Annotated in this window: 15 protein-coding genes; 9 read left to right on the forward strand and 6 right to left on the reverse strand. The window is 57.4% G+C overall.

From position 1 onward, the window contains the following. Positions 1-102: 102 nt before the first annotated feature. Entirely contained in the window at positions 103-1608 is a 1506-nt protein-coding gene (locus ACRRSD_RS17930; protein WP_007915782.1) for an AhpA/YtjB family protein, read from the reverse strand. A 134-nt stretch (positions 1609-1742) separates the two neighbouring features. Between ACRRSD_RS17930 and serB the strand changes: the two genes are divergently transcribed. Continuing rightward, positions 1743-2957 (forward strand): phosphoserine phosphatase SerB, encoded by a 1215-nt coding sequence (serB, locus tag ACRRSD_RS17935; RefSeq protein ID WP_008079219.1) that lies wholly within the window; start codon positions 1743-1745, stop codon positions 2955-2957. A gap of 119 nt (positions 2958-3076) precedes the next feature. Here the strand turns inward: serB and ACRRSD_RS17940 are convergent, their stop codons facing one another. The 4 genes from ACRRSD_RS17940 to ACRRSD_RS17955 form a co-directional block, all read right to left on the reverse strand. Next, a complete protein-coding gene (locus ACRRSD_RS17940) occupies positions 3077-4828 on the reverse strand; it encodes a molecular chaperone (protein WP_435034499.1) in 1752 nt (583 codons plus the stop codon). 152 nt (positions 4829-4980) lie between these two features. Continuing rightward, the gene (gene asd / locus ACRRSD_RS17945) at positions 4981-5841 is read right to left on the reverse strand and encodes an archaetidylserine decarboxylase (RefSeq protein ID WP_007915786.1); all 861 of its coding nucleotides are present in this window, start codon (positions 5839-5841) and stop codon (positions 4981-4983) included. Positions 5842-5859: 18 nt separating this feature from the next. Then, a complete protein-coding gene (gene rhdA / locus ACRRSD_RS17950) occupies positions 5860-6675 on the reverse strand; it encodes a thiosulfate sulfurtransferase (RefSeq protein WP_435034501.1) in 816 nt (271 codons plus the stop codon). Between the two features lie 42 nt (positions 6676-6717). Beyond that, positions 6718-8256, reverse strand: coding sequence for an HDOD domain-containing protein (locus ACRRSD_RS17955; RefSeq protein WP_435034503.1), 1539 nt, complete (start codon positions 8254-8256; stop codon positions 6718-6720). 166 nt (positions 8257-8422) lie between these two features. Between ACRRSD_RS17955 and motA the strand changes: the two genes are divergently transcribed. Together motA and motB are read left to right on the forward strand one after the other, a co-directional pair. Beyond that, positions 8423-9274 carry a flagellar motor stator protein MotA gene (motA, locus tag ACRRSD_RS17960; RefSeq protein WP_007952169.1) on the forward strand — a complete coding sequence of 284 codons (852 nt, stop codon included), beginning with the start codon at positions 8423-8425 and terminating at the stop codon, positions 9272-9274. A gap of 3 nt (positions 9275-9277) precedes the next feature. After that, positions 9278-10360 carry a flagellar motor protein MotB gene (gene motB / locus ACRRSD_RS17965; protein ID WP_435034504.1) on the forward strand — a complete coding sequence of 361 codons (1083 nt, stop codon included), beginning with the start codon at positions 9278-9280 and terminating at the stop codon, positions 10358-10360. Positions 10361-10405: 45 nt separating this feature from the next. Here the strand turns inward: motB and rsgA are convergent, their stop codons facing one another. Then, entirely contained in the window at positions 10406-11437 is a 1032-nt protein-coding gene (rsgA, locus tag ACRRSD_RS17970) for a small ribosomal subunit biogenesis GTPase RsgA (RefSeq protein ID WP_095120636.1), read from the reverse strand. A gap of 107 nt (positions 11438-11544) precedes the next feature. Between rsgA and orn the strand changes: the two genes are divergently transcribed. The 6 genes from orn (at position 11545) to ACRRSD_RS18000 (ending at position 22786) form a co-directional block, all read left to right on the forward strand. Next, the gene (gene orn, locus ACRRSD_RS17975; protein WP_034151653.1) at positions 11545-12087 is read left to right on the forward strand and encodes an oligoribonuclease; all 543 of its coding nucleotides are present in this window, start codon (positions 11545-11547) and stop codon (positions 12085-12087) included. Positions 12088-12179: 92 nt separating this feature from the next. Continuing rightward, on the forward strand, positions 12180-12791 hold the full coding sequence (locus tag ACRRSD_RS17980) for a trimeric intracellular cation channel family protein (protein WP_038360340.1): 612 nt from the start codon (positions 12180-12182) through the stop codon (positions 12789-12791). 175 nt (positions 12792-12966) lie between these two features. Then, positions 12967-13998, forward strand: a complete 1032-nt coding sequence (locus tag ACRRSD_RS17985) for a hypothetical protein (protein WP_435034505.1) — start codon at positions 12967-12969, stop codon at positions 13996-13998. A 187-nt stretch (positions 13999-14185) separates the two neighbouring features. After that, complete coding sequence (locus ACRRSD_RS17990) at positions 14186-16615, forward strand: hypothetical protein (protein WP_435034506.1); 2430 nt, start codon at positions 14186-14188, stop codon at positions 16613-16615. A gap of 336 nt (positions 16616-16951) precedes the next feature. Beyond that, entirely contained in the window at positions 16952-17935 is a 984-nt protein-coding gene (locus ACRRSD_RS17995) for a hypothetical protein (RefSeq protein WP_435034507.1), read from the forward strand. An 81-nt stretch (positions 17936-18016) separates the two neighbouring features. Beyond that, entirely contained in the window at positions 18017-22786 is a 4770-nt protein-coding gene (locus tag ACRRSD_RS18000) for an RHS repeat domain-containing protein (RefSeq protein ID WP_435034508.1), read from the forward strand. Positions 22787-22792: the final 6 nt, after the last annotated feature.

The raw sequence follows: 22792 nt of genomic DNA on the forward strand, positions 1-22792 counted from the left end.
GTGAGGGGCTTTTCAGTGTGCTTGCAATCTCGATAACGCCGACCACAAAGAAGCCCGCAGACAATCGCTTGTCTGCGGGCTTCTGTGTTTCAGGCCTGGAGCTTACGCCCGACGCTCATGCATCCGCGCCAGTTGCCGTTCCAGCATCGACGGATAAGGCTCCATCAACCGCTCCACGCAGCAAGCCCCCTCAGGGCTGGCAATCGGGCGGATCCGCGCACGCTGACGGATCAGTGCATCGTCACTGATCTTGCGCTCAACCAGCAGCAGATTACGGCTGTGCTGCGACAAGGCCAAGGCATCCTGCGCCGAATCAGTCAGCAGCAAATCAATCTGGCTCAACCCGAACAGCTCATCCCCCAGGGTCAGGCCCAGCTGCAATTGCAGGGTGATGCCGCTGTCCGCGACCTCAATCTGCAACTGGTGGCCCAGCGCCCGCAGCAACTCGCCACAGCAAATGGCGTTGGTCAGGTAATCATCACCGCTGTCTTCGGTGTGGAACAGCATCAGCGTGCTGCCATCGTTCAGGGTTTCGATTTCGCCCTGATACAGCGAAGCGGCCTGATCGAGACAGTCGCGATAACGTTCCTGCAATTCTTCCAGACGTGCCCGGGGCAAGCGACGCAGTTGTTCCTGCGAGCCCAGTTGCACGGCCAGCACGGCAGTGTGCTGCGGCACGCTTGGCGACGGTTGGCGGACGACGGGTTGTGGCGCGCCATTGAGCGATTCGTCGCGCAGGTCGGCGAATGCGTCATCGTCATCATCGTCTTCGACGGTGCTGACCAGATGTCGCGGCGCCGGCTTCTGCGCGGCCATCGGACGGGTTTCGTCGAAACTCGGATCACGCAAGTTGCGCACCTCGAATTCCGGCTCGTCTTCTTCGTCCTCGAACTCAGGTTCCGGCTCAGGTGCAGGCTCCGGCGCGTAATTGGCGTGCAGCTGACGCGCCAGGTCGCCGATTTCATCCTGACGATCAATGCCTGGCGTGTGTTCGTCGATGCGGCGCAGCCAGACGCGCAATTGCAGCAGCGGCGTCGACAGGTAGCGGCCCATACGCAGGCTCAGGGCCAGCGACAGCGCCAACAGGATCCCGCTGAGAATGCCCATGCTTTGCAGGCTGATGGTCATCGGCTGCTGGAACTGATCCATGTCCAGGCTGATGCGCAGTTGCCCGGCAGTCACGTCCTGGAAAGTGATCTTGCTCTCGTACATGCCTTCGGCTTCGCCCAGCAGGCTGTGCTTGGGCCGCTGACCGGACTCGGCGAGGATGCGGTTATCCACGCTGTAGATCGCCGCATGGGCCACCAGTTTGTTCTTGGTCAGGTTGTTGAGCAGCACGTTGAGGCTGAGGATGTCGTTGGACACCAACAGCTCCGTAGCAGAGGTCGCGGTCTGCGTGGTCAGGCTTTCGCCCAGCGCATCGGCCTGCTGGTGCATGGCCTGCTTGAATTGCAAACCCATCACGCCGGCATAGATCACCAGGGCCAGAGCGACCAGGATCACGTTATGGCTGGCAATGCGCAATGCAATCGGTACACGGCGGTGGCGCAGTGCACGGAAGATCAGCAGGAAGAAGTTATCGGTTTTAACTGGCGTGGGCCGGTTCACTGAGCTCGGCTCTTTTGTCCGTGAAGTTGACGCGCAGTATAGCGACAGGCCCTAGACCGGCAAAGCGCTCGCGGTGCCCGATGGTCACTGAAAGTGGGTAGAATGCGGTTTTTTTCCAGTTGCGGGGGTGCGCGTTGCGCGAAATCGTCCTGATTAACATCACAGGAGTCGACCGTCCGGGTCTGACTGCGGCCATTACCGGCGTTCTGGCACAAGGTGGTGTGAACATTCTCGACATTGGTCAGGCGGTGATCCACGACACTCTGTCGTTCGGCATCCTGGTTGAGATCCCCGATTCCGAGCAGGGTAAATCCGTGCTCAAGGACATCCTGTTCAAGGGCTACGAGCTCGATCAGCAGGTGCGCTTCACCCCGGTGTCCGAAGAGGATTACCAGCAATGGGTGGGCAATCAGGGCAAAAAGCGCCACATCGTCACCCTGCTGACCCGCAAAGTGACCGCCGGCCAATTGCAGGCGGTCAGCTCGATCACCGCCAAATATGGCTTGAACATCGATCACATCGACCGTCTGTCGGGTCGTATGCCGCTGGACACGCCGGCCGACAAAGGCAAGGGCTGCATCGAGTTTTCCGTGCGTGGCGAAGCGGCCGATCCGCAGGCGCTGCGTGCCGAATTTCTCAGCGTGGCTCAGGAGCTGAACGTCGACATCGCCTTCCAGGAAGATTCGCTGTTCCGTCGCAACCGTCGTCTGGCGGTGTTCGACATGGACTCGACACTGATCGAAGCCGAGGTCATCGACGAATTGGCCAAGGCTGCCGGCGTTGGTGAGCAAGTGTCGGAAATCACTGAGCGGGCGATGGCCGGCGAACTTGATTTCCGCGCCAGCTTCAAAGAGCGTCTGGCCTTGCTCAAAGGCCTGGATGTCAGCGTGCTGGACTCGATCGGCGCTTCGCTGCGTCTGACCGAGGGCGCCGAGACGCTGTTCGCCGAACTCAAGCGTCTGGGCTACAAGACCGCAATCCTGTCCGGCGGTTTCACCTATTTCGCCAAGCAATTGCAGGCCAAGCTTGGCATCGACTATGTGTTTGCCAACGAACTGGAAGTGGTCGATGGCAAATGCACCGGCGTGGCGATCGAGCCGATTGTCGATGCGCAGCGCAAGGCCGATCTGTTGAAAGAGCTGGCGCACAAGGAAGGTTTGCGTCTGGAGCAGACCATCGCGGTTGGCGATGGCGCCAATGACCTGCCGATGCTGGCGATTGCCGGACTGGGCGTGGCGTTCCGCGCCAAGCCGCTGGTCAAGCAGTCGGCGAAGCAGGCGATTTCGACGTTGGGTCTGGATGGCGTTCTGTATCTGCTGGGCTTCCGCGATCGCGACGGGCAGCTCTGAGATCTCTATCGCCTGACTTGGCCTCTTCGCGAGCAGGCTCGCTCCCACAGTTGAAATGCATTCCAATGTGGGAGCGAGCCTGCTCGCGAAGGTAGCGCCGCCGATCCATCGGCGGGCACTTAAAGCGATTTCCACAACGAATCAAAGTCCTCCTCGCTCCCGCCATTTTGCTCGGCCTCCAGCGAGCGATAGGCAAACTGATTGAAGCTGTGCGTACTCGCCACCCGCCGATCCAGCCCGGCGCGGTGTTCTTCGCCCTGGGTATTGATCAGTACCTTGCTGCCCTCCTGAAACGGCAGACGTGGCGCCAGTAGCGTCGCGGGCACATCGATCGCGCTGATCTCCGGCAACAGTAATCCGCGCAAATACTGACTGTGATCGTCCCGCGAGCGCACCAGTTGCAGGCCGCAAGGCTGGGCGTGCGGCGCCACCAGTTCAATGCCCATTTGTGTGCCACCACCGCCTAGCTGACGAATCCAGCGAATCACTGCGATGCTCCAGCCCAGACTGGCGCTGTCTTGAATCCCGAGCATTTCTCCGGCCTGCAATTCGGCGGGCACTTCCTTTGGCCAGCCCAGGCAGTAACCGCCAGGGCTGTGGTTGACCACTGGCAACACGTAAGTCGGATAGTGCGGCGCAGCGTCGGCGCTGCTTTCGTCTTCGACGAGGTGGTCGTACTGGATTTCTTCGTAGGGCAGAAACTGCTCATTGTTTTGCGGTGCCGCGTCGAAGGCCTGACTCCAGCTGTCCTTTTCACCTTTGGCCACGGCGGTGCTGAAATTCGCTGCGCGGGCGCCGGGATGTTTGAGCATGTCGCTGAAGCTGCGTTCGCCGCCGAGGTAGAAGTGCAGGGCGCTCATGCCCACGCACACGGTCAGATTGCCCTGGCCGACGGTGCGCTGAAAACTGCGTTCGGCCGCTTCGCCCCACGTCGCGTGTAAATGTTGCAGCGTGTCGAAACTCAGGCCGGTCGGGACGGGCAGAGGCTTGGAGGTGTCCTGATGCAGCAAGTGCGCTTCGAGGGTGTTTACCAGTGGTTGCGGATCGAAGCCAAGCAAACCGGCGCGCTGCTCGCTGCGAAACATGCTGCGGTAGCGCGGCCCGACATCAAGTTCGGCGCTGATCGCAAACAAGCCGTTGTCGAGACTGCCGGGGTGCAATTTGAGCAGGGCGCTCCACGGTTCAAGCACTTCGGCGAGCCGGGCGATCTGGTTCTGGCGCAGTTGATTGCAGCGGGCGCTGCCGAGGAGCAGGGCGGCGATGTAGATCTGTTCGAGGCTCAGCTCCGTGGTCAGGCTGGCCAGATCGTCATGCACGCGGCGCTGTTGCAGCTGCAACTCACACGCTGTGCGATAGAGCTGATGCAATTCAAACCACAGATGCTCCGGCGGCGAACTGTACAGCTGGGTGGCGCGAACCAGTTGCCCCTTCAACGCATGCGCCGCCCGTTGCAGGGCCGTGCTGACCAGCGCTGCGCGATCCTTGCTGTACTTCGGCGCAATCCGCAGCACGATCTGTTTGTAACCGATCGCCAAGTGACTTTGCAGCGCCTGACAAAGATTGCTGATCTTGCGCGAGCGATCGTCGAGCATGATCGCCTGATGCAGGAAGTTTCGCTCCAGATGCTGGCAGACGAAATACACCTCGGGTCGCAGCAATTCGAGCAATTGCAGGCGATTGTCGCTGGGAGTGAGCAATTGGTTGAGTTCGCCCAGCCCTTGATACAACTGGCGGGCGGTTTCGCCGATGTTGGCCTTGGGCAGGTCGGCAATCCAGCGCTTGAGGTCGCGCGGGGTGGCTTCGCAGAGCGACAGGCGCGACTGAGTCGGAGTCGGCGCGCGCAGTTGTGGGGGGGAGATGGTCTGGCTCATGCCAAAAACCATAGCAGCAAAATTCGCGATTCGTCGGTATGACGAAATCTGTAGGAGCTGCCGCAGGCTGCGATCTTTTGATTTTGATTTAAAACCTGGATCAAAAGATCGCAGCCTTCGGCAGCTCCTACAAAGATCGTGTGTTTCGAGAATCAGGCTTTTGGCAGTGCCAGGCCTTGGCCCATCTGCACTGGCGAACCTGCCGCCAGCTCTTCAGCCCATTTCACCTGATCCGGCCCGAACAGCACGATCGCGGTCGAACCCAGCTTGAAGCGACCAAGTTCCGCGCCTTTTTCCAGATGGATCGGCGCACGCGCAGCTTCGTCGTAGCGGAAGGTTTTCAGTTCACGCTTCGGTGGGGTGACCAGGCCGGCCCAGACGGTTTCGATCGAAGCGACGATCATCGCGCCAACCAGCACCACGGCCATCGGCCCGCGTTCGGTGTCGAAGATACACGCCACACGCTCGTTACGGGCGAACAGCTCCGGCACGTTTTCGGCCGTGGTCTGGTTGACCGAGAAGATGCGGCCCGGAATGTAGACCATTTCGCGCAGGGTGCCGGCCAGCGGCATGTGCACGCGGTGGTAGTCTTTCGGCGACAGGTAAATGGTGGCGAAGTCGCCGCCCATGAACGGCGCCGCATTGGCCGCATCACCGCCGAGCAGTTCCAGCACGCTGAAGCTGTGGCCCTTGGCCTGGAACACGCGACCGTGCTCGATCGGGCCGAGCTGGCTGACCGCACCGTCGGCCGGGCTGAGGATCGCGCCCGGGGTTTCGTCCAGCGGACGCGCGCCGTCTTTCAGGGCGCGGGTGAAGAAGGCGTTGAAGTGCTCATAAGCGGTCAGGTCTTCGACCAGCGCTTGCGACATGTCCACCTGATAGCGCTTGGCGAACCACTGGGTGAAAGCATTCTTGAACCAGCGCACGCGGCACTCGGCAACGCAGCCGGCCAGGCGCGACAGCAGGTGATGAGGCAGCAGGTACTGACTGAGGATAAACAGACGCTCTTTCATTAGTTGTCCTTAAAAACCTTAAATCTCGACGGGCGTGTCAGGGTGGTTGCCCCATTCGCCCCAGGAACCGGCGTAGCCCTTGACCCGCGGATAACCGAGGGACTTGGCCACCAGATAAGTGAAGCCCGACCGGTGATGGGTCTGGCAGTGGGTAATGATTTCTTTGTCCTTGGTGATCCCGAGGTCTTCGAGGATCTGCGGCATGTCGGTGCGAATACGCAGCTGACGGGCCTTGTCCATGCCCGCCGTCCATTCGAAATTGACGGCGCCGGGAATATGTCCGCCCTTGGCGGCCAGGACTTTCTCGCCGGAATACTCCAGCGGCCCGCGTGCATCCCAGATCGCAAGATCGGCAGCACCGAGACGGCTTTGCAGATATTCGCGCGTGGCAGTCGGCTCGTCGTGCAAGGTCAACGGCAGCGGGCCACCGACGGCTGCTGGCACCTGGATCGACATCGGCATGCCATCTGCCAGCCAAGCCGGCAGACCACCGTCTATATAGTGGTATTTGTCGTGACCGATCACGTCGAGCAGCCAGATGAAGCGCCCGGCCCAGCCGCCGCCTTCGTCGTCATACACCACGTAGACCGCGTCTTTGCGGTGGCCCAGTTCACCGAACAGGGCTTCCAGATCGGCTTTGGCCGGCAGCAGGCCTGGCGCCGGCGGCTGGCCGAGCTGGGTGCGTTTCGGGTCGACAAAGCGTGCGCCGGGGATATGGCCCTCGTTGTAACGGGCAGGGCTGGTCAGGTCCACCAGAATCAGTTCGCCCGACTCGATACGCGGGAGCAAGTCGCTCGGTTCGATGACGAGCGGCAAGCCAGAGAAGTCAGACATGTGAGGTCTCCAGAGCACAAAGGGGAGGATTGTAGCGCAGCCTCATCGGCCACGGCTGCTAAAGCTGTGCAGGGCTTTTTCGATGCACTGCGCGGTTTTGCCAAAGGCTTGTACGGTGATGTCGGCGAACGGTCCGCCGCCCTGATCGGCCACCACAATCATGATGACCCGACCGTTATTGATCAGGGAACGCAGGAACAGATGTTCGCCGCGAAACAGCGTGCGCAGGCTCGCTGGCAGCAGGGCGGAGAATTGCGCATCGTTCTCTGGAGTGATGCGTACCTGCGCCTGTTGCGCAAGCAGCCGTTGCAGGACCTTGCTCTGACCGACGACAAAATTCAGCGCCGCCGCTTCTTTCGGCAGGCCGGCAGTTTGATTCACGCGCAGATTGGACTGCGTGCGGTCGGCCATCAGGATCATGACACGGCGCATGCCGCTGGCGACCAATGCGTCGCGAGCGGCGACGGTCAGGCTCATGGCATTGGTGAAGCGACTCGGTTCTGCCAGCAATTCGGCGCATTGCTTGCGCCATTGGCCCAGGTCTTCAGCGGAGGGCGCGGCGGCTGGCAACATTCCGGCGGGTAAACGACGGGTGCCCCACGGCCACAGCAGCGAAACGGCCGGGTGCCACAGATCCGGCATCGCGTGTTGACGGGCGCTGTTGGCGGCTTGTTGGTGCAACTGTTGCTGCACTTCGTCCATCGAGATTTGCAGATAAAGGCTGGTCAGGTACTGCCAGCGTTCGCTGTGCGGACTGTCCCAGGCCTGTTGCGCCGACAGCGCCAGACCGTTGGCCAGCAGTACGGTGTTGGCCGGCTGATTGAGCCAGCGGCGCAGCGTCGGGTCATCGTCGAGGCGATTCTGCTGGCGCAGCGGATGCTCGCTGTCGCGGGCGATACGCAGCACTTTCACCAGTTCGCGCTGTTCACTGAGCAGCAATTTATAACCCTGCTGCACCCAGATCGGCAGATGCCAGGCTTGCACCAGTGCTTCTGCGATTTTCAGCAGGCGTACGCCGAACAATTGCTTCTCGACCACCCGCGCCGACTCACCCTTGTGGATAACCCGCAGCTCCCATTCTTCGAGCAATTGCGGATACGTCAGCGCCAGTGGCCACAGCGGCGACAGAAACAGCAGGCTGCCCCAATGAATGTCCTGCCACAGCCGCGCCAGGCGACTGGCGAAAAAACCGTTGGCCTGTTGCGTGGCGTGCTGGCTGATCATCTGCAACTGGCGCAGTGCTTTGGGAATTTGCATCTGCGGCTCGGCGGGCATGCGCGCGAGCAATTCTTCGGTCCGCGCCAGGCCGAGACGGTTGATCGCCACCTCGAGATTTTCCGCTGCAGCGGCCATGGTGCCGTGGGTGTGACGATTCGCCTCACGGATGATGCTCAAGGCCAGTGCCGGGCTGTCCTGCATCAGGTCGGCGATGTCGCGTAGCGAGCTGCGATTATCGCGGATCGCCCGACAAACCTTGTCGTGAGACTCTTGCGGCACGGGCAGTCGCACGCCATCGAGCAACTTTACCCAGCCGTCGAGGGTGGTCGGTTTTGCGTGTGGGACGTTCGTTTCATTAGCCATGTCTGGACGAGATCTTCACTGACTGTAGACGCGCCCGGCATGGGCTAAATTGGCTTTTCGCCTGAACTGGCTATAGTCTGGCGCAGTTTTGCCGATAAGTAGAAGAAGAGATTTTTTAACTTCCGAATATGACCTTGAACCCGACTTAAACAAGTACCTTCTACCTATGGCTAAAATTATCGGCATCATCGTCGTATTCGCGAGCGTGCTCGGCGGATACGTGCTCTCCCACGGCAAGATTGCCGCCCTGATTCAGCCTTTCGAGGTGATGATCATCGGTGGTGCTGCACTCGGTGCATTCCTGCAGGCCAACCCCGGTTACATGACGATGCACGTGCTCAAGAAATCCCTGAGCATGTTCAGTTCGCGCTTCAGCCACACGTTCTATCTGGAAGTGCTCGGCCTGATCTACGAGATCCTCAACAAGAGCCGCCGCGAAGGCATGATGGCCATTGAAGGCGACATCGAAGATGCCGCTGCGAGCCCGATTTTCGCCAAGTACCCGGCAGTGCTCAAAGACGAGCGCATGACCGCGTTCATCTGCGATTACCTGCGCATCATGTCGTCCGGCAACATGGCGCCGCACGAGCTGGAAGGCTTGTTCGACATGGAACTGTACAGCCTCAAAGAAGACCTCGAACACCCGTCCCACGCGGTGAACGGCATCGCTGACGCCATGCCCGGTTTCGGTATTGTTGCGGCGGTACTCGGTATCGTGGTGACCATGGCCTCGCTGGGTGAAGGCGACCAGAAGTCCATCGGCCTGCACGTTGGTGCGGCACTGGTGGGTACCTTCTTCGGTATTCTCGCCGCTTACGGTTTCTTCGGTCCGCTGGCGCATTCCCTGGCCCACGATGCCAAGGAAGAGCTGAACGTCTACGAAGCCATCAAGGCCTCGCTGGTGGCTTCGGCTTCCGGCATGCCGCCATCGCTGGCGGTCGAGTTCGGTCGCAAGGTGCTGTACCCGGCCCACCGTCCAAGCTTTGCCGAGCTGGAACAAGCCGTTCGCGGTCGCTAAGTCATGGAAAATAATCAGCCGATTATCATCAAGCGCGTCAAGCGCATAGCCGGCGGGCATCACGGCGGGGCGTGGAAAATCGCCTTCGCTGACTTCGCCACGGCGATGATGGCGTTCTTCCTGGTGTTGTGGCTGCTGTCCACCGCCACGCCGGAGCAGAAGATCGCCATCGCCGGTTACTTCAAAGATCCGGTCGGCTTCTCCGAAAGCGGCACGCCGTACATCATCGACCTGGGCGGCACGCCGACCCTGGCGCCGGAAAACACCCTTAACCCGGAAGTGAAATCGCAACCGCAACCGGACAAGGTCACGGTCGACACCGAGCAGGTTGAAGGCATGGCCGAGCAGGTCGAGAAGGAACGTCTGGAACTGCTCCTGCAAGAACTGCAGAACAAGGTCGACGAGAACCCGCAACTGCAGAAATTCAAGGATCAGATCCTCTTCGAGATCACCCCGAACGGCTTGCGCATCCAGATCATGGACGCCGAGAACCGGCCAATGTTCGACTCCGGTTCTGCACGCCTGAAGCCATACTTCGAAGACATCCTGCTGGCCATGGCCGACACCATCAAAGCGGTGCCGAACAAGATCAGCATCAGCGGCCACACCGACGCCAAGCCGTACACCGGCACGGGTGATTTCGGTAACTGGGAATTGTCGGCCAACCGTGCCAACGCTGCGCGTCGTGCCTTGATCGCCGGTAGCTATCCGGATGCGCAAGTGGCACGGGTCGTCGGTTATGCCTCGTCGGCGCTGTTCGACAAGGAAAACCCGTTCAACCCGGTCAACCGGCGCATCGACATTGTTGTGCTGACCAAGAAAGCCCAGGCGGCCATCGAAGGTGCGCAAGGTGCCGATCCGGCGAAACCGGCGGATCAAGGCCAGAACGGTGCCGCTCCGGTAGCGCCGGTTGACCCGAATGCACTGCCGGCGGATCAGCAACCGGTGCCGGCGCACGAGTTGCGCGAACGCTTGAACCTGTTCGACGACGCTGCGCGGAAACCGGCTGAACCGGGCAGTACGGCGCCAGCGCCTGCTCCCGCTGCTCCGCCAGCCACTGCCCCGGCTCCCGCGCCCAAGCAGTGAGTCACAAAAAGCCACGATCACCGTGGCTTTTTTGTTTCTGCTGCCTTAATAGCCGTTTTCCGGCAGGCTGGCGATGATCGAGCGGTAGCTGTTCATGCGCTGCTGCTGCACGCGGCCATCTTCCAGCGCCTTGAGCAGTGCACAGCCCGGTTCGCGATCATGCTTGCAGTCGCGGAAACGGCAGGTGCCGAGCAGGTCGTCGAATTCGATGAAACCCGCTTCGACGTCGGCGCGGCTGACGTGGCCCAGGCCGAATTCACGAATACCCGGGGAGTCGATCAGCTCGCCGCCGCCGGGGAAGTGAAACAGCCGCGCGGTGGTCGTGGTGTGCGTGCCCTGACCGGACAGCTCGGACAACGGCCCGACGCGGGTTTCCACCTCAGGCAGCAAGCTGTTGACCAGCGACGACTTGCCGACGCCGGACTGGCCGACGAACACGCTGATGCGGCCATCGAGTTGCTGTTGCAGTTGTTCCATGCCGTTGCCGTGGTGCGCCGACACTTCCAGCACGGGATAACCCAGCGTGCGGTATACCGCCAGCAACGCATTGAGCGCCGGGGCGTTGTGCTCGTCAATCAGGTCGAATTTGTTCAGCAGCAATAGCGGGCGGATGCCGGCGTGTTCGGCGGCTACCAGGTAACGGTCGATCAGGTTGGCGTGCGGCTCAGGCAGCGGCGCGAAGACAATGACGATCATGTCGACGTTGGCCGCTACCGGTTTGAGCTGGCCACGGCTGTCCGGGCGGCACAGTTCGGTGGTACGCGGCAATTGCGCGACGATCACCCCGATGCCCTGATTGCCGGCACGCCAGACAACTGTGTCGCCGGTTACCAGCGCAGGCAGGTTGGCGCGCAAGTGGCAGCGAAAGACCTGGCCGGCCTGATCACCGTCAACAGCCTCGACCTCGACCTGCACACCGAAGTGGGCAATCACCAGGCCGGTTTGTTCCGGGCCCAGGTCGCCACCCTCAAGGGCTTCGACAGCCGAGGACTCGCGTTTGGCGGCGCGGGCAGCGCGTTCGCCCTGAATCTTTTCGATGCGCCAGTTTTGACGACGATTGAGTTGGCGTTTGGCCATGGGTGTTCCGTCTGAAGAATGCAGCGATTAGGTAAAACGGCCGCGAGTTTAGCACGCCCGGCCACCGGCCTAGGCTAAACTGCGCAGCATTGCCTAGGAGCCGAAATATGCCAAACCCGCAGAACCTGATCTGGATCGACCTGGAAATGACCGGTCTGGATCCGGAAAACGACGTCATCATCGAAATGGCCACCATCGTCACCGACAGTGACCTCAACACCTTGGCCGAAGGTCCGGTGATTGCCATCCACCACAGCGACGAAGTGCTGGCGCGCATGGACGAGTGGAACACCCGCACCCACGGTAACTCTGGCCTGACCCAGCGCGTGCGCGATAGTCGCATCAGCATGGCCGAAGCCGAAGCGGAAACCATCGCGTTCCTTGAGAAGTGGGTGCCGAAGGGCAAGTCACCGATCTGTGGCAACAGCATCTGCCAGGACCGACGTTTCCTTTATACGCACATGAAGGCGCTGGAAAGCTATTTCCACTATCGCAACCTCGACGTCTCCACGCTCAAGGAGCTGGCCGCGCGCTGGGCGCCGGACGTGCGCGACAGCTTCAAGAAAGGCAGCACGCACCTGGCGCTGGACGACATCCGCGAATCGATCGCTGAGCTGCAGCATTACCGCAAGCACTTCATCAAGTTCTGATTCCTGGCGGTGGGGGCAAACCCTGCAACTGCCCCCTTTTGGTGCCGCACCGAAATGGCTAGACTGCGCGCCTTCCTGCCAGGACCGCCACCATGTTGCTGATGCTCTATCTGATCGCCATCACCGCTGAAGCCATGACTGGCGCATTGTCTGCCGGCCGTCGCGGCATGGACTGGTTTGGTGTGGTGTTGATTGCCTGCGTCACGGCTTTGGGCGGCGGTTCGGTGCGCGATGTGCTGCTTGGACATTACCCGCTGACTTGGGTCAAACACCCGGAATATCTGGTGCTGACCTCGGTCGCAGCAATGTTCACAGTGTTTACCGCGCGCTGGATGCGTCATCTGCGCTCGCTGTTCCTGGTGCTGGACGCCGTCGGTCTGGTGGCGTTCACCCTGATTGGCTGCATGACCGCCCTGGAAATGGGCCACGGCATGTTGGTGGCTTCGGTCAGCGGCGTGATCACCGGGGTATTCGGCGGCATCCTGCGCGATATTTTCTGCAACGACATTCCGCTGATCTTTCGCCGCGAACTTTATGCGAGTGTCTCGTTCGCTGCGGCGTGGTGCTACATGCTGTGTCTTTATCTGAATGTACCAAGTGAACAAGCCATTCTGATCACTCTTTTCGGCGGGTTTTTGTTACGTCTGCTGGCCATCCGTTTTCATTGGGAAATGCCCAAGTTCGTTTATAACGACGAGCATTGATACTTGTTGCGGGAGAATAGTGGTTTGCCGGATATAACCTGTAAACCGCTAAAGATATTGCAAGTGTATGTTTCTTACATTTTTCGCTTTGCTGTTTATTTGAAAGATCTGTAATTTTTTTGTTGGCATATTTTCGATGTCAATATTCAAATATAACTCTTCAAAGGAATACATCATGAGCGAAAGCATGGACGCTACATACAGTCAGCAAACCATTGCGCCGATTCTTGCAGGCCTTGCCAGAATGAACGTGAAGTTTGATGCCAACGATGTTTCTCGCAACAAGTCGCTGTTCGGTAATGGCCGGATGCAGGTAAAAGTTCAAGTTCTGGTTTCCGGGGTGGATGCCGACGGTAACGCTGTGCACGTACCGGCGCAGGTGATGGACAGTATTGAGCTGATTCATTACAGCACTGGCAAGACATTGCGCGACGGCTGGGTCGCGAGCAACGAGCAAGGGCGGTTTACGCTTGAGGCGCGAACTCCTTTCACCGTCGCAGAAGTTGATGAAGACGATGTGGAAAGTGACAGCGTCCATCCTCAGGTTCGCACATTCTGGGTATCCTCATCGAGCGCCGGGACGACACAGATCGGTGCACGCCTGTCTCTGAACGGTGAGAGGATTCTCAGTAACGGAACCACGCTTTCCAGCGTTCATGACAGCAGTGTAACGCTTGAAGCGCAAACACCGGCGACCTATGCGGTTGAACAATTTCGCTGGTATCAGACCCGGCGCGGTAATGAACAGCCTGGCAATCGTATCTGGAACTATTATCTGGGGCTGTATCCGCAGGGGCAGCAGATCAAACTGGTCGATTGGCTTGTCGATGGAGTAGATGCAAGCATTGACCAGCCCTTCGTGGGCGGTAACAAACTTCACGAAACAAAAACCAATTATATGCTGGCCACCCTTGTTCGCCCCGAACGAAGAGAGCTGGACGTGTACCTGCCGTTTAACGGAGATCCCATCGCGTTCGTTTTTCCTGATGCCGTAACGAGGGAAACCAAGCGTTATTCTGTAAGGGTCAATGATCGCGATGGTGAGTTGACTGTCGTGCAAGCCCTGTCCGAGTACTCGGAAATTTCGCCAAAATCAAAATACGACGATGTACTTCACTTGCGCGCCATTGATCAACATGGCACGGAACATAAGCTGGCGATTCGCCTGAACTTGTATGAGCGAAATTTATATCTGGAGCGAGGCTAAGTCTCACCTTCACTGATGCAATGTCGGTGGGTGTAGTAGATATATATGCTTTTTGGTATGGCGACTATCGATAAACTGTGGTGTTCAATTATCAGGTGATCGCACCCAAAGTGCTTTTACTTGTATCGAGTGTTGGCCCTTCAGTTATGCAGGGGCCAACACAATCACTTCTCAAGGATGAGTAGTCATGACTGGCAAACCGCCAAAGGTCAAACCTGTGCCTGCGACAACAAAAAACCCCGATTTCAGCGTAGAGGGTACTCATCGGTCACCGTCGACCTCTTCAGCAATGCCACCTCTACCCAACCCGCGTCGTCTGGAACCCCCGCATCCTAACTTCGGGCCTGACTCGGTCGCAGTGACGCCAGCAATCAGAATGAGCGTGAGCCCGAGGTCTTCCGCGATCGGTGAATTCGCGACACATGCCGTAAAGTCCTCTTTGGCAGATTACTGGATACCCACACCTGAAAGCCTCGGCGAGTCCGATGCGCAGGGCATCCGGATTGTGAAGCAACGTCAGTACGTCGCCGTAGCCGATGATCATATCGTGCAAGTGATCCTCGACGCTGAGAGTGGCCTGTTTCGCGCCGCGCTGGCCAGTGAGCTCAAGCCCTCCGGTCCGCTACTGAAACCAGGCAGCGAGGGCCGATTCTGGATCCCGCTGGACAGCGATGTCGCCACCTTCACTGATTCAATGTCAGGACAAACCGCCCAACTTTTTCGCCGGATGGGCCGTTCCGCGGCGCAGTTTTCCGACGCCATGGTTGACCGTATGCTGGCAGTGAGCGGGGTCAATGAATCAGTGCTGCGCGATGTGCTCATTAATGATCGCCCTGCGCCTTTTTTACTGGAGGACACCATCAGGCGATTCGAACTTGATCAGAAGATTCAGGCGCAGGGACTCGTAGCCGCACGTGAGCGGTTCAAGCGGTTCAAGGATCTGGAAGATGCCTTTGAATCCGATTGCGATGAAAACACTTTGCGGATGCGTCGGGTATTTCCAGATCTAGCGAAAACGGCTGCGCTGGCAATATGGCGCAATACCAGCGCTGCCGAGCGTTTGCATATGCACAACCAGCCCGGCATGCCTCAGCGAGTGGCAAAAGAGGCACTGGTGGCGCTGCGAGACATTCGCCTGGCAAGGGCCGCGGAAGGCATTTATTTAGAGGCGATATCCAGCCCGGACAGTGATCGTTTAGTGCTGCATATGCTCGCAAATCTGGCGAATTGGCCGCGGCAGACTCGTATCGAGATTCGCCAAGGGACGATGGACGGGGATGTCCTTAGCGCGATCGGCGACGCCCGATCGCCGTTTCGTCACATACTGATTCGTGAGGATGACGGTTATGTCATCCAAAGTAGCGACGCCCAATTGCCTCAGGGCTCGAAGGATCTGTATTCAACCATCTGGTTTCTGATGTTGCCTGGGCATCGGCAAATGCTGGGTGTGACAGACGGTGGTGGTGCGACGTTGCAACAGTTGATTCGTGCACAGCCGTTGCCGCCACGGCAAATCGTGAGTGAGTTGCTGGGGCTGGCGCCGCTTCCGGTTACCGTCGATCCTGCCATCGCGCAATATAGGCAAAACGGGCACTTGCGGGGTGGTGGCGACAACCAGCCGGTATCGAAAAAGTCCGTCGCAGAGCGTGTACGTGATCTTTATCCGCATCTTCCAGATGAGGATGTGACGGAATTTATAAAGGAGCGATTGAAGAGTGATCCCTCCGGCGTTTTGATTCGTCTTGAAAAAGAGTTTGCCACGCTGCGTGCGGAATTGGCGATATGGACTGCCGAGGGGGCGTCACGCCATGCGCAGACGGCGGAACCAGAAGGCGCGCCGACTCCGGCCGAACAACACCAGGCTCGCGAGCAGTTCAGCACAAAGTTACAAGATATCTGGCAGCGCAAGTCGGTTTCGAAGTGGGGCGAGGGGGACGATCATTTTTCTCACTACGTCGATTTTTCGGGTGAGTTACCTAGGCTGTCCAGCCGATTTGAATATGTAACGGAGTTGGTATTGACCGCAAATGAACCGGGCGCACGGATAGGGGCGTTTCTTGACAGTTTTCCCAATATTCAATATTTGGGTATCTTTGGCATAAAAATAGAGGAATTCCCGTCAGGAATATTTCAAATGCGCCAGTTAAGCGAGCTTACGCTGGACGGGTGCTCGCTGAAACTATCCGAGGTCACAGTTGAAGGATTGTCGAGAATCGAAACGCTTATCCGGTTGAATCTGGCGAACAACCCTCTGACAGTTGCTCCGCATGTAGGTTATATGGCAGGTTTAACCGGATTGTTGCTCAACAACGCAAATCTTTTTGGCGTTCCTTCAGGCATAGATAAACTCAGGAAACTGGGTGTCGTGGCATTGCATGATAATAATATTTCCGACGTCGGATACGAATTGTTCGAGATCCCGGATACACAGGATTTGTTCATTGGGTTATTGAATAATCCTCTGAGTGACGCGTCAAGGCAACGGATTAGTCAGTATCTTGAAAGCTCCAGCATCGATCGAAAGTTGGAAATCCAGACGGAGGATGTGGTTTCAGAATCTGACTCCGATAGTGATTCCTCAGAAAGCGGGTTCTCGACAGGTTCAGACAGTGTCTGAATATTTGTGGAAGTAACGGCTGCTTTTTTTTCTAACATAACCTGAAAAGAATAAACTGCTCGGTAACTCCCCTCCTGATTGTGCGCAGTTGAGGTCAGGAGGGGAAATGTCATTGAGCGCTGGAATCAAAGGGGCGGAAAGAGTGTTGTTAAAGTTGGCGTAATGAAATCTTCGATTTTTGAATGTATTAGCATTTGTATGAGTTATTGAGGGTGATGTTGAAATATTACTTCCTCACAATTTGTCGAATGTCACGGCTGTTTTTATTTGAGTCGAGCCTCAATACTTTGCTGTGCCCTTAAAGGGCGAATCGATTAATCAGCAAGGTATTGTTAAATGTTAGAGCAAATTGGTATTTCCCGTATTGAGGTAAAACTCGACTCCACGAGGACTGGCCAGCATAAAGTGCTTTACGCCAACGGACGCATGCAGGTGCGAGTGTTGGTACTTCTCCACGGCATCGATAACAATGGCGACGGCGCATCACTGTATGGGCATCCCGCATTGCAATCACTGCAGTTGATCGCCTATAACGGCGCGCGGCCTCTGGAGGGTGACTGGAATGTTTCGCTGCAGGAAAATCGTTATGCTCACGAATTGTCGGGTGGCGCACCGCGGGTTACCGAAGTTCCACGTACCACGCACAACCGGATAAGTGACGACTCTGATCCAGTGCAGATTTTTCAGTTTTGGGTTTCAGCCACCAGGCCCGGGATCATGGAAGTGGCCGCCGAAATTCTTATGGATGGTGTGTTATTGCGAAGTAACGGAATTGGCTTTGACAGCAGTGTTACGCTGGAGGCCATTCCGCCGAAAGAGTATTCGCTAAATAACTTTACGTTCAGCGAATATGGTCAGAAGCAGCAGAAGGCGCAATATGACTGGGTTCAAAGTCATCACATTGGGCTTCACGCGGAGGGCAGGCAGATTCATCTGCTTGACTGGTACAGTAGTGAGGTGAAACTTGATCCTTATGATTCCGAAGATGCAGTGCAGGTCTATGCCTCCGGAAACATTCCTGATACCCAGGACGGGCGTCGAAACTTTTACGGCTACATGGCACCCATCTACGGGCTGAAAGCATCCTTTCGCAGTCCCCTCGGTATCATGATCGTGCCGATCAACAGCGTGCACGGACAGCTGACCCTTGTTCAATATATTTCCGCAGACCTGCAAGCGGGGCGGGAAAGCGAAGGTTCATTCGAGTTTGCAGTGATCGATGAGTTTGGTTCAGAACACAGGCTTTGTATCGAAGGTAATAAAGAACGGCGCACTTTTATTCTGGGTGAGTCCAGGCGGTCAATGAAACAGCTTGTCTGATTTAATCATGGGGTCAGCGGGTGTTTGCTGGCCAACTTGACTCGTTAATATCTGGATCTTGAAATAAAAGGACGTTTTTCAATGGAAAGTAATTTATCTTCCGCTGTTCATTCAAATGCTTTCAACTTTGGTGAGTTTGTTTCCGGAGGTGTTGATCCCCGCACGGGTATGTACACGTGCGCTTTTTCGTTGGGTAAGTTGCACTCGGCGGATCTCAATGGCCCTGAATTTGCACTTTCACTGGGTTTCAATCCGCTCAATCAGGCAGATGTCGGCTTCGGCGCTGGCTGGTCTCTGACTATGACCAACTACGATTTGCGCAGCAAAGTCATGACGCTGTGCAACGGCGAGCGCTACAAGGCCGTAGAAACATCCACCGGTTTGAAGTTCAAGGAAATGAAACTGCAAACGGCAAAGGTATTGGTGACCGGAGCAGGACGCTATGAAGTTCGATACAAGGATGGTCGGCGTGAACTGCTCAAAGTCCTGGCTGGCACTCAGGTCGCCGTAGCGGAAAAAATAGTCGCGGCGAATGGTGTGAGCATCGCGTTGAAGCACGAGCTCTTCAACCAGTTTCCCAGGTTGGCCGAAGTTCGTGACGCCAAACGATGCCTGCTGAAAATCACCCGCAATGCAGGTCAGGTCACATTGACCCGGTATCCCGATACCTCGTCCAGTTCCGACTACAAGTTGATCTTGAAAAATGCTCGGGTAACGGCAATCGGGCTTCCGCTCGGTAAAGGTTGGGATCTGGAATATGAAGTCATCGACGACGCCAGCTATTTGCACCGCGTCGTTAATCCATTGCGCGGCGTAGAAATCATTCGCTACAAGCGACAAGGCCATAGTTTCGAAAATGGCGTGGAGCGGACACTACCATTTGTGATCGCTCACGATACCTACCCTGGGCGCGGCCAACCCAGAATCTGCAAGACATACACGTACTCAGATCATAACTTTCTTGGGCAGGGCCTCCTCCCAGCCAAGGACAATGACCTGGACCCTCTCTATCTGGCGCCCGGCAACTATGTCTACACCTCGGACGAGCAGTTGTTGGTAAGCGGCAAAATCCATACTCGCATTAAACGCACCTACAACAAGTTCCATCTGCTAGTGGCTGAGGTTACAACCTGTGGCGATGCCCAGATCGCAACCGCCACCGAGTATTACTGTTCCGTCGCCAAGCCTTTCAATGAGCAGGTGGCTCAGTTCCGCATGCCGAAAGTCCAGACGGTGACTCACCTTGATCGGCGCACTCAACAGCAGCGTGTGGAAACCACCGTCACCGAGTTTGATCCCGAAGGCAACTTGCTCAAGCACGTCGAGCCGAGCGGGGTGACGACTTTGACGGAATTTTATCCGGCAAGTGGCGGCGACAATTGTCCGGAGGATCCGCTGGGTTTCTCCAGGTTCCCGAAAAAGACAACGGTTACCGCTGCCGCGTCGGCTGGTGCTTCGACTGGCACGTACTACGACTATGCCCTGCATGCTGCGTTGGAAGGTGCGGAACTGGCATCCGTGTTACCGGTTGGGGAGCGTTTTTTCGAAGTTGTGGAAGGTGTTGAGGTCATACGTTCGAAAACCGAACGCAGTTATGTAGATACACCCAAAGACCCACTCAAGCACGGGGCCACTCAAGCGCAAAGTATCATCCTGAATGATAAAAAAACCTCTACCGAATTTGCCTATGAACTTGAGGGTGACAAGTTGCGGGTCAAGTCCAGCACACGCGGATTTGACGGCGCGCTACAGACCAGTGAAAAAGTGCTTTCGACGTTGACCGGATTGCAGGTATCGGAAGTTGGTGTCGATGGCATGCGCATCGAGCATGAATACGACGCTATCGGCCGGTCAGTGTGCAAAACGGTTGCTTCAGGCACTCCCTATGCTGCCGCGACCCGGTGGGCCTATCTGGCCGCCAGCAAACAGCAGCCGGCCACAATGGTGACCATCGATCCCGTTGGCGGCGAGCAAAAAGTGAGCTATGACGGTCTGGAGCGGGTGATCACCGTTCAGGAAAACGACTGCGACCATCCAGACAAGGAGGGGCTCATCCCGACTCGCACGCTTTATTCTGTCCTGCATGATTCGGTCGGTCACAAGGTGGAAGTGACGCTGACCGATTGGCGTGACGGCAAACCTTATCCGCTCAGTACTCGCTACGAATTCGATTCCTGGGGCCAGGTCAGCAAAACGCTGCATGTCGATGGGCGTATCGAGCACAGCGAGGCGGATCCGGTTCTTCGCCAGCAAACCAATTGGCTACAAGGGATGGGCAAGACACTCACCCTCATCAATGAGTTCGGTAAACCGCTCAGTGTCGAGAGCTTCAATCTGAAGAACAAGAGTCTGGGCAAAACCGTTTACACCTATGACGGGTTCGGGCGTACAACCAGCGCGACAGATCCTGTCGGCAATACCACTCGATATGAGTACGACGTTTTTGACCGGATGATCCGCACTATCCTGCCCGACGCCAGTGTGGTCGTGACCGACTACGCCGAGCATAGTGAGGAAGGGCTATCGATCGGCATCAAGGTCGGTGACAAAGTGTTGGGGCAGCAAGCTTATGATGGTTTGGGGCGTTTGATCCAAAGTACCGTGGGCGGGCGCAAGTCCGAGGCCGGTTATGAAGCGGGCTTCACTCAACCACAGTGGTACACGAGTGCTGATGGCAAAAAAACCGAATTCACTTACTTGCGCGATATGGGTGGTTTGCTGATTGAGCGCAAGTCAGGGGAACTGGTCACGACCATGACTTATGAGCCCCTCAGTGGCAAGCCCTTGACCTGTACCGAAAACGGCCGGGAACGCCGCTTTACCTATTACCCTTCTGGACGCGTCAAATCCGAAACGACGACCTTCGGCGCTATCACGAAAGCAACGTCCAGTACCTGGTCCCTGCAGGGGCGACCGATCACCCATGTCGATGTACTCGGAGCTGAAAGCAGATCCGAATACGATGAGTACGGCCGCCTCCTGTCCACCTCGCAGGGCTCGCTGAAAACCGAATGCCACTACAACGCCCAGACGGGTTTGCCGGACTGGACGAAAACCGAAGAAACGTCGATCAAGCGGCAGATGATCACCCGGTTTGCCTATGACGATATCGGTCGTGAAACCCGCCGCACATTCGAGATTCAGGGTCAGCCTGACCAGACGCTGGAGTCTGCTTACACGCTTGCTGGCAAACTGGCGCAGAGAGTATCCAGGCGTGGCACGCAACTATTGCGCGATGAGCAATTCACCTACGATGTGCGCGGGCGTCTGATCCAGTACGACTGTGCCGGCACCCAAAAGCCCCGCGATCCGTATGGCAAGGAAATTGTCCAGCAGACATTCACCTTCGATGCGCTGGACAACATGCTTACCGTGCAGACCAGGTTCCCGCTGGGCGTGAATCTGACTACCTTCAGTTATGACAATCCTGATCCTGCACAGCTCAGCGCAGTCAAACATTCCCATGTCGACTATCCACCAGCAGTGACGCTGGAATACGACGCCAACGGCAGAATGATCAAGGACGACCAGGCGCGAACCCTGGCTTATGACGCGTTCGGACGTCTCGAACAACTGTCCGGCACAGGCGGTTCAGTCATTCGTGGCTACCATTACGACGGTTTCGACGATCTGGTTGAGCTGTCGCAACCCGACAAGGTAACTGCGCAGCGTTACTACTACGCAGGCCGGGTCGCCAATGAAGTGAGTGGTGAAAATTCATCCAGCGTTGTACGTCACGGTGGAGCGCTGGTGGGGCAGCAGCAACTCGGTTTGAACGCCGGCGCGCAGCTGTTTGGTACCGATCAGCAGCAAAGCGTGCTGGCAACGCTGGGCAAGGAACAGTTCACCGATTGCGCCTACAGCCCTTACGGACATCGTCCTGCCGAAGGTGGTTTGTTCAGTCTGGCGGGGTTTAACGGCGAGCAACTGGATCCGGTGACCGGGCTGTATTTGCTGGGGAACGGTTACAGGGCCTATAGCCCGACATTGATGCGATTCCTCGCCCCCGACAGCATGAGCCCGTTCGGTGCGGGCGGATTGAATGCCTACAGTTATTGCCTGGGCGATCCTGTCAATCGTGTCGACCCTACCGGGCATATATCCTGGCAATCGGTCCTGGGCATCGGGCTCGGTATTCTCGGGGTTGTTGCCAGCGTGTTGACGATGGGCGCGGCGACGCCATGGGCCGCGGCGGCATTGGGGCTGGCGGTGACTTCAGGTCTGGCGGGTATTGCCAGCGAGGCGGTCAATGAGCTGGCACCGGGATCTCAAGCTGGCGAGATATTGGGCTGGATCAGCTTCGGTCTTGGGCTGGCTTCGCTCGGTGCAGGTTTGGCGGCGGGTGCAAAAGCGGCTGTGAATGCAGGCAGGAAGATGGCTTCAGCCTTTAGCAAAGGCCTTAGTCCCGACGGCAAGGACACAGCCAAAGCGGCAAAACATTTCAAGAAGCCTGGAAAAGGTGCCAGGGCTGCGGCCAAAAAAGCCAAGGCACCCGGGGAGACAGTGCCGGATGAACCTTGGCAATTGATCGGGGCCGAGGTAGAAAATGTGCATAAAAATCATCAACCAATGGCCTTGGAATTCTACAAGCGCGTGGAAAGCAACATGTCCCCCAGACAAGCAGCGGGCTTGACCGAGATGTATTACGAGGAGTTCGGCGCAGCCGGCAATGGACGAAAAGTAACGCATGTTTTTTTTGCGAGATCGAAAGGACGTGGGGAGCGTATTTACCTTCTAGAGGACAGTAATACGAGAGTTTGCAAAGTCCTCCAGGCGGGCGGCCATTGGTCTGACGGGCAGACCAACGCAATAATGAGGTCAGCCAAAAGTATGGATACAACGCGCATATGAGCAACC

The organism is Pseudomonas neuropathica (assembly GCF_051174785.1).
Lineage (GTDB): Bacteria > Pseudomonadota > Gammaproteobacteria > Pseudomonadales > Pseudomonadaceae > Aquipseudomonas > Aquipseudomonas neuropathica_A.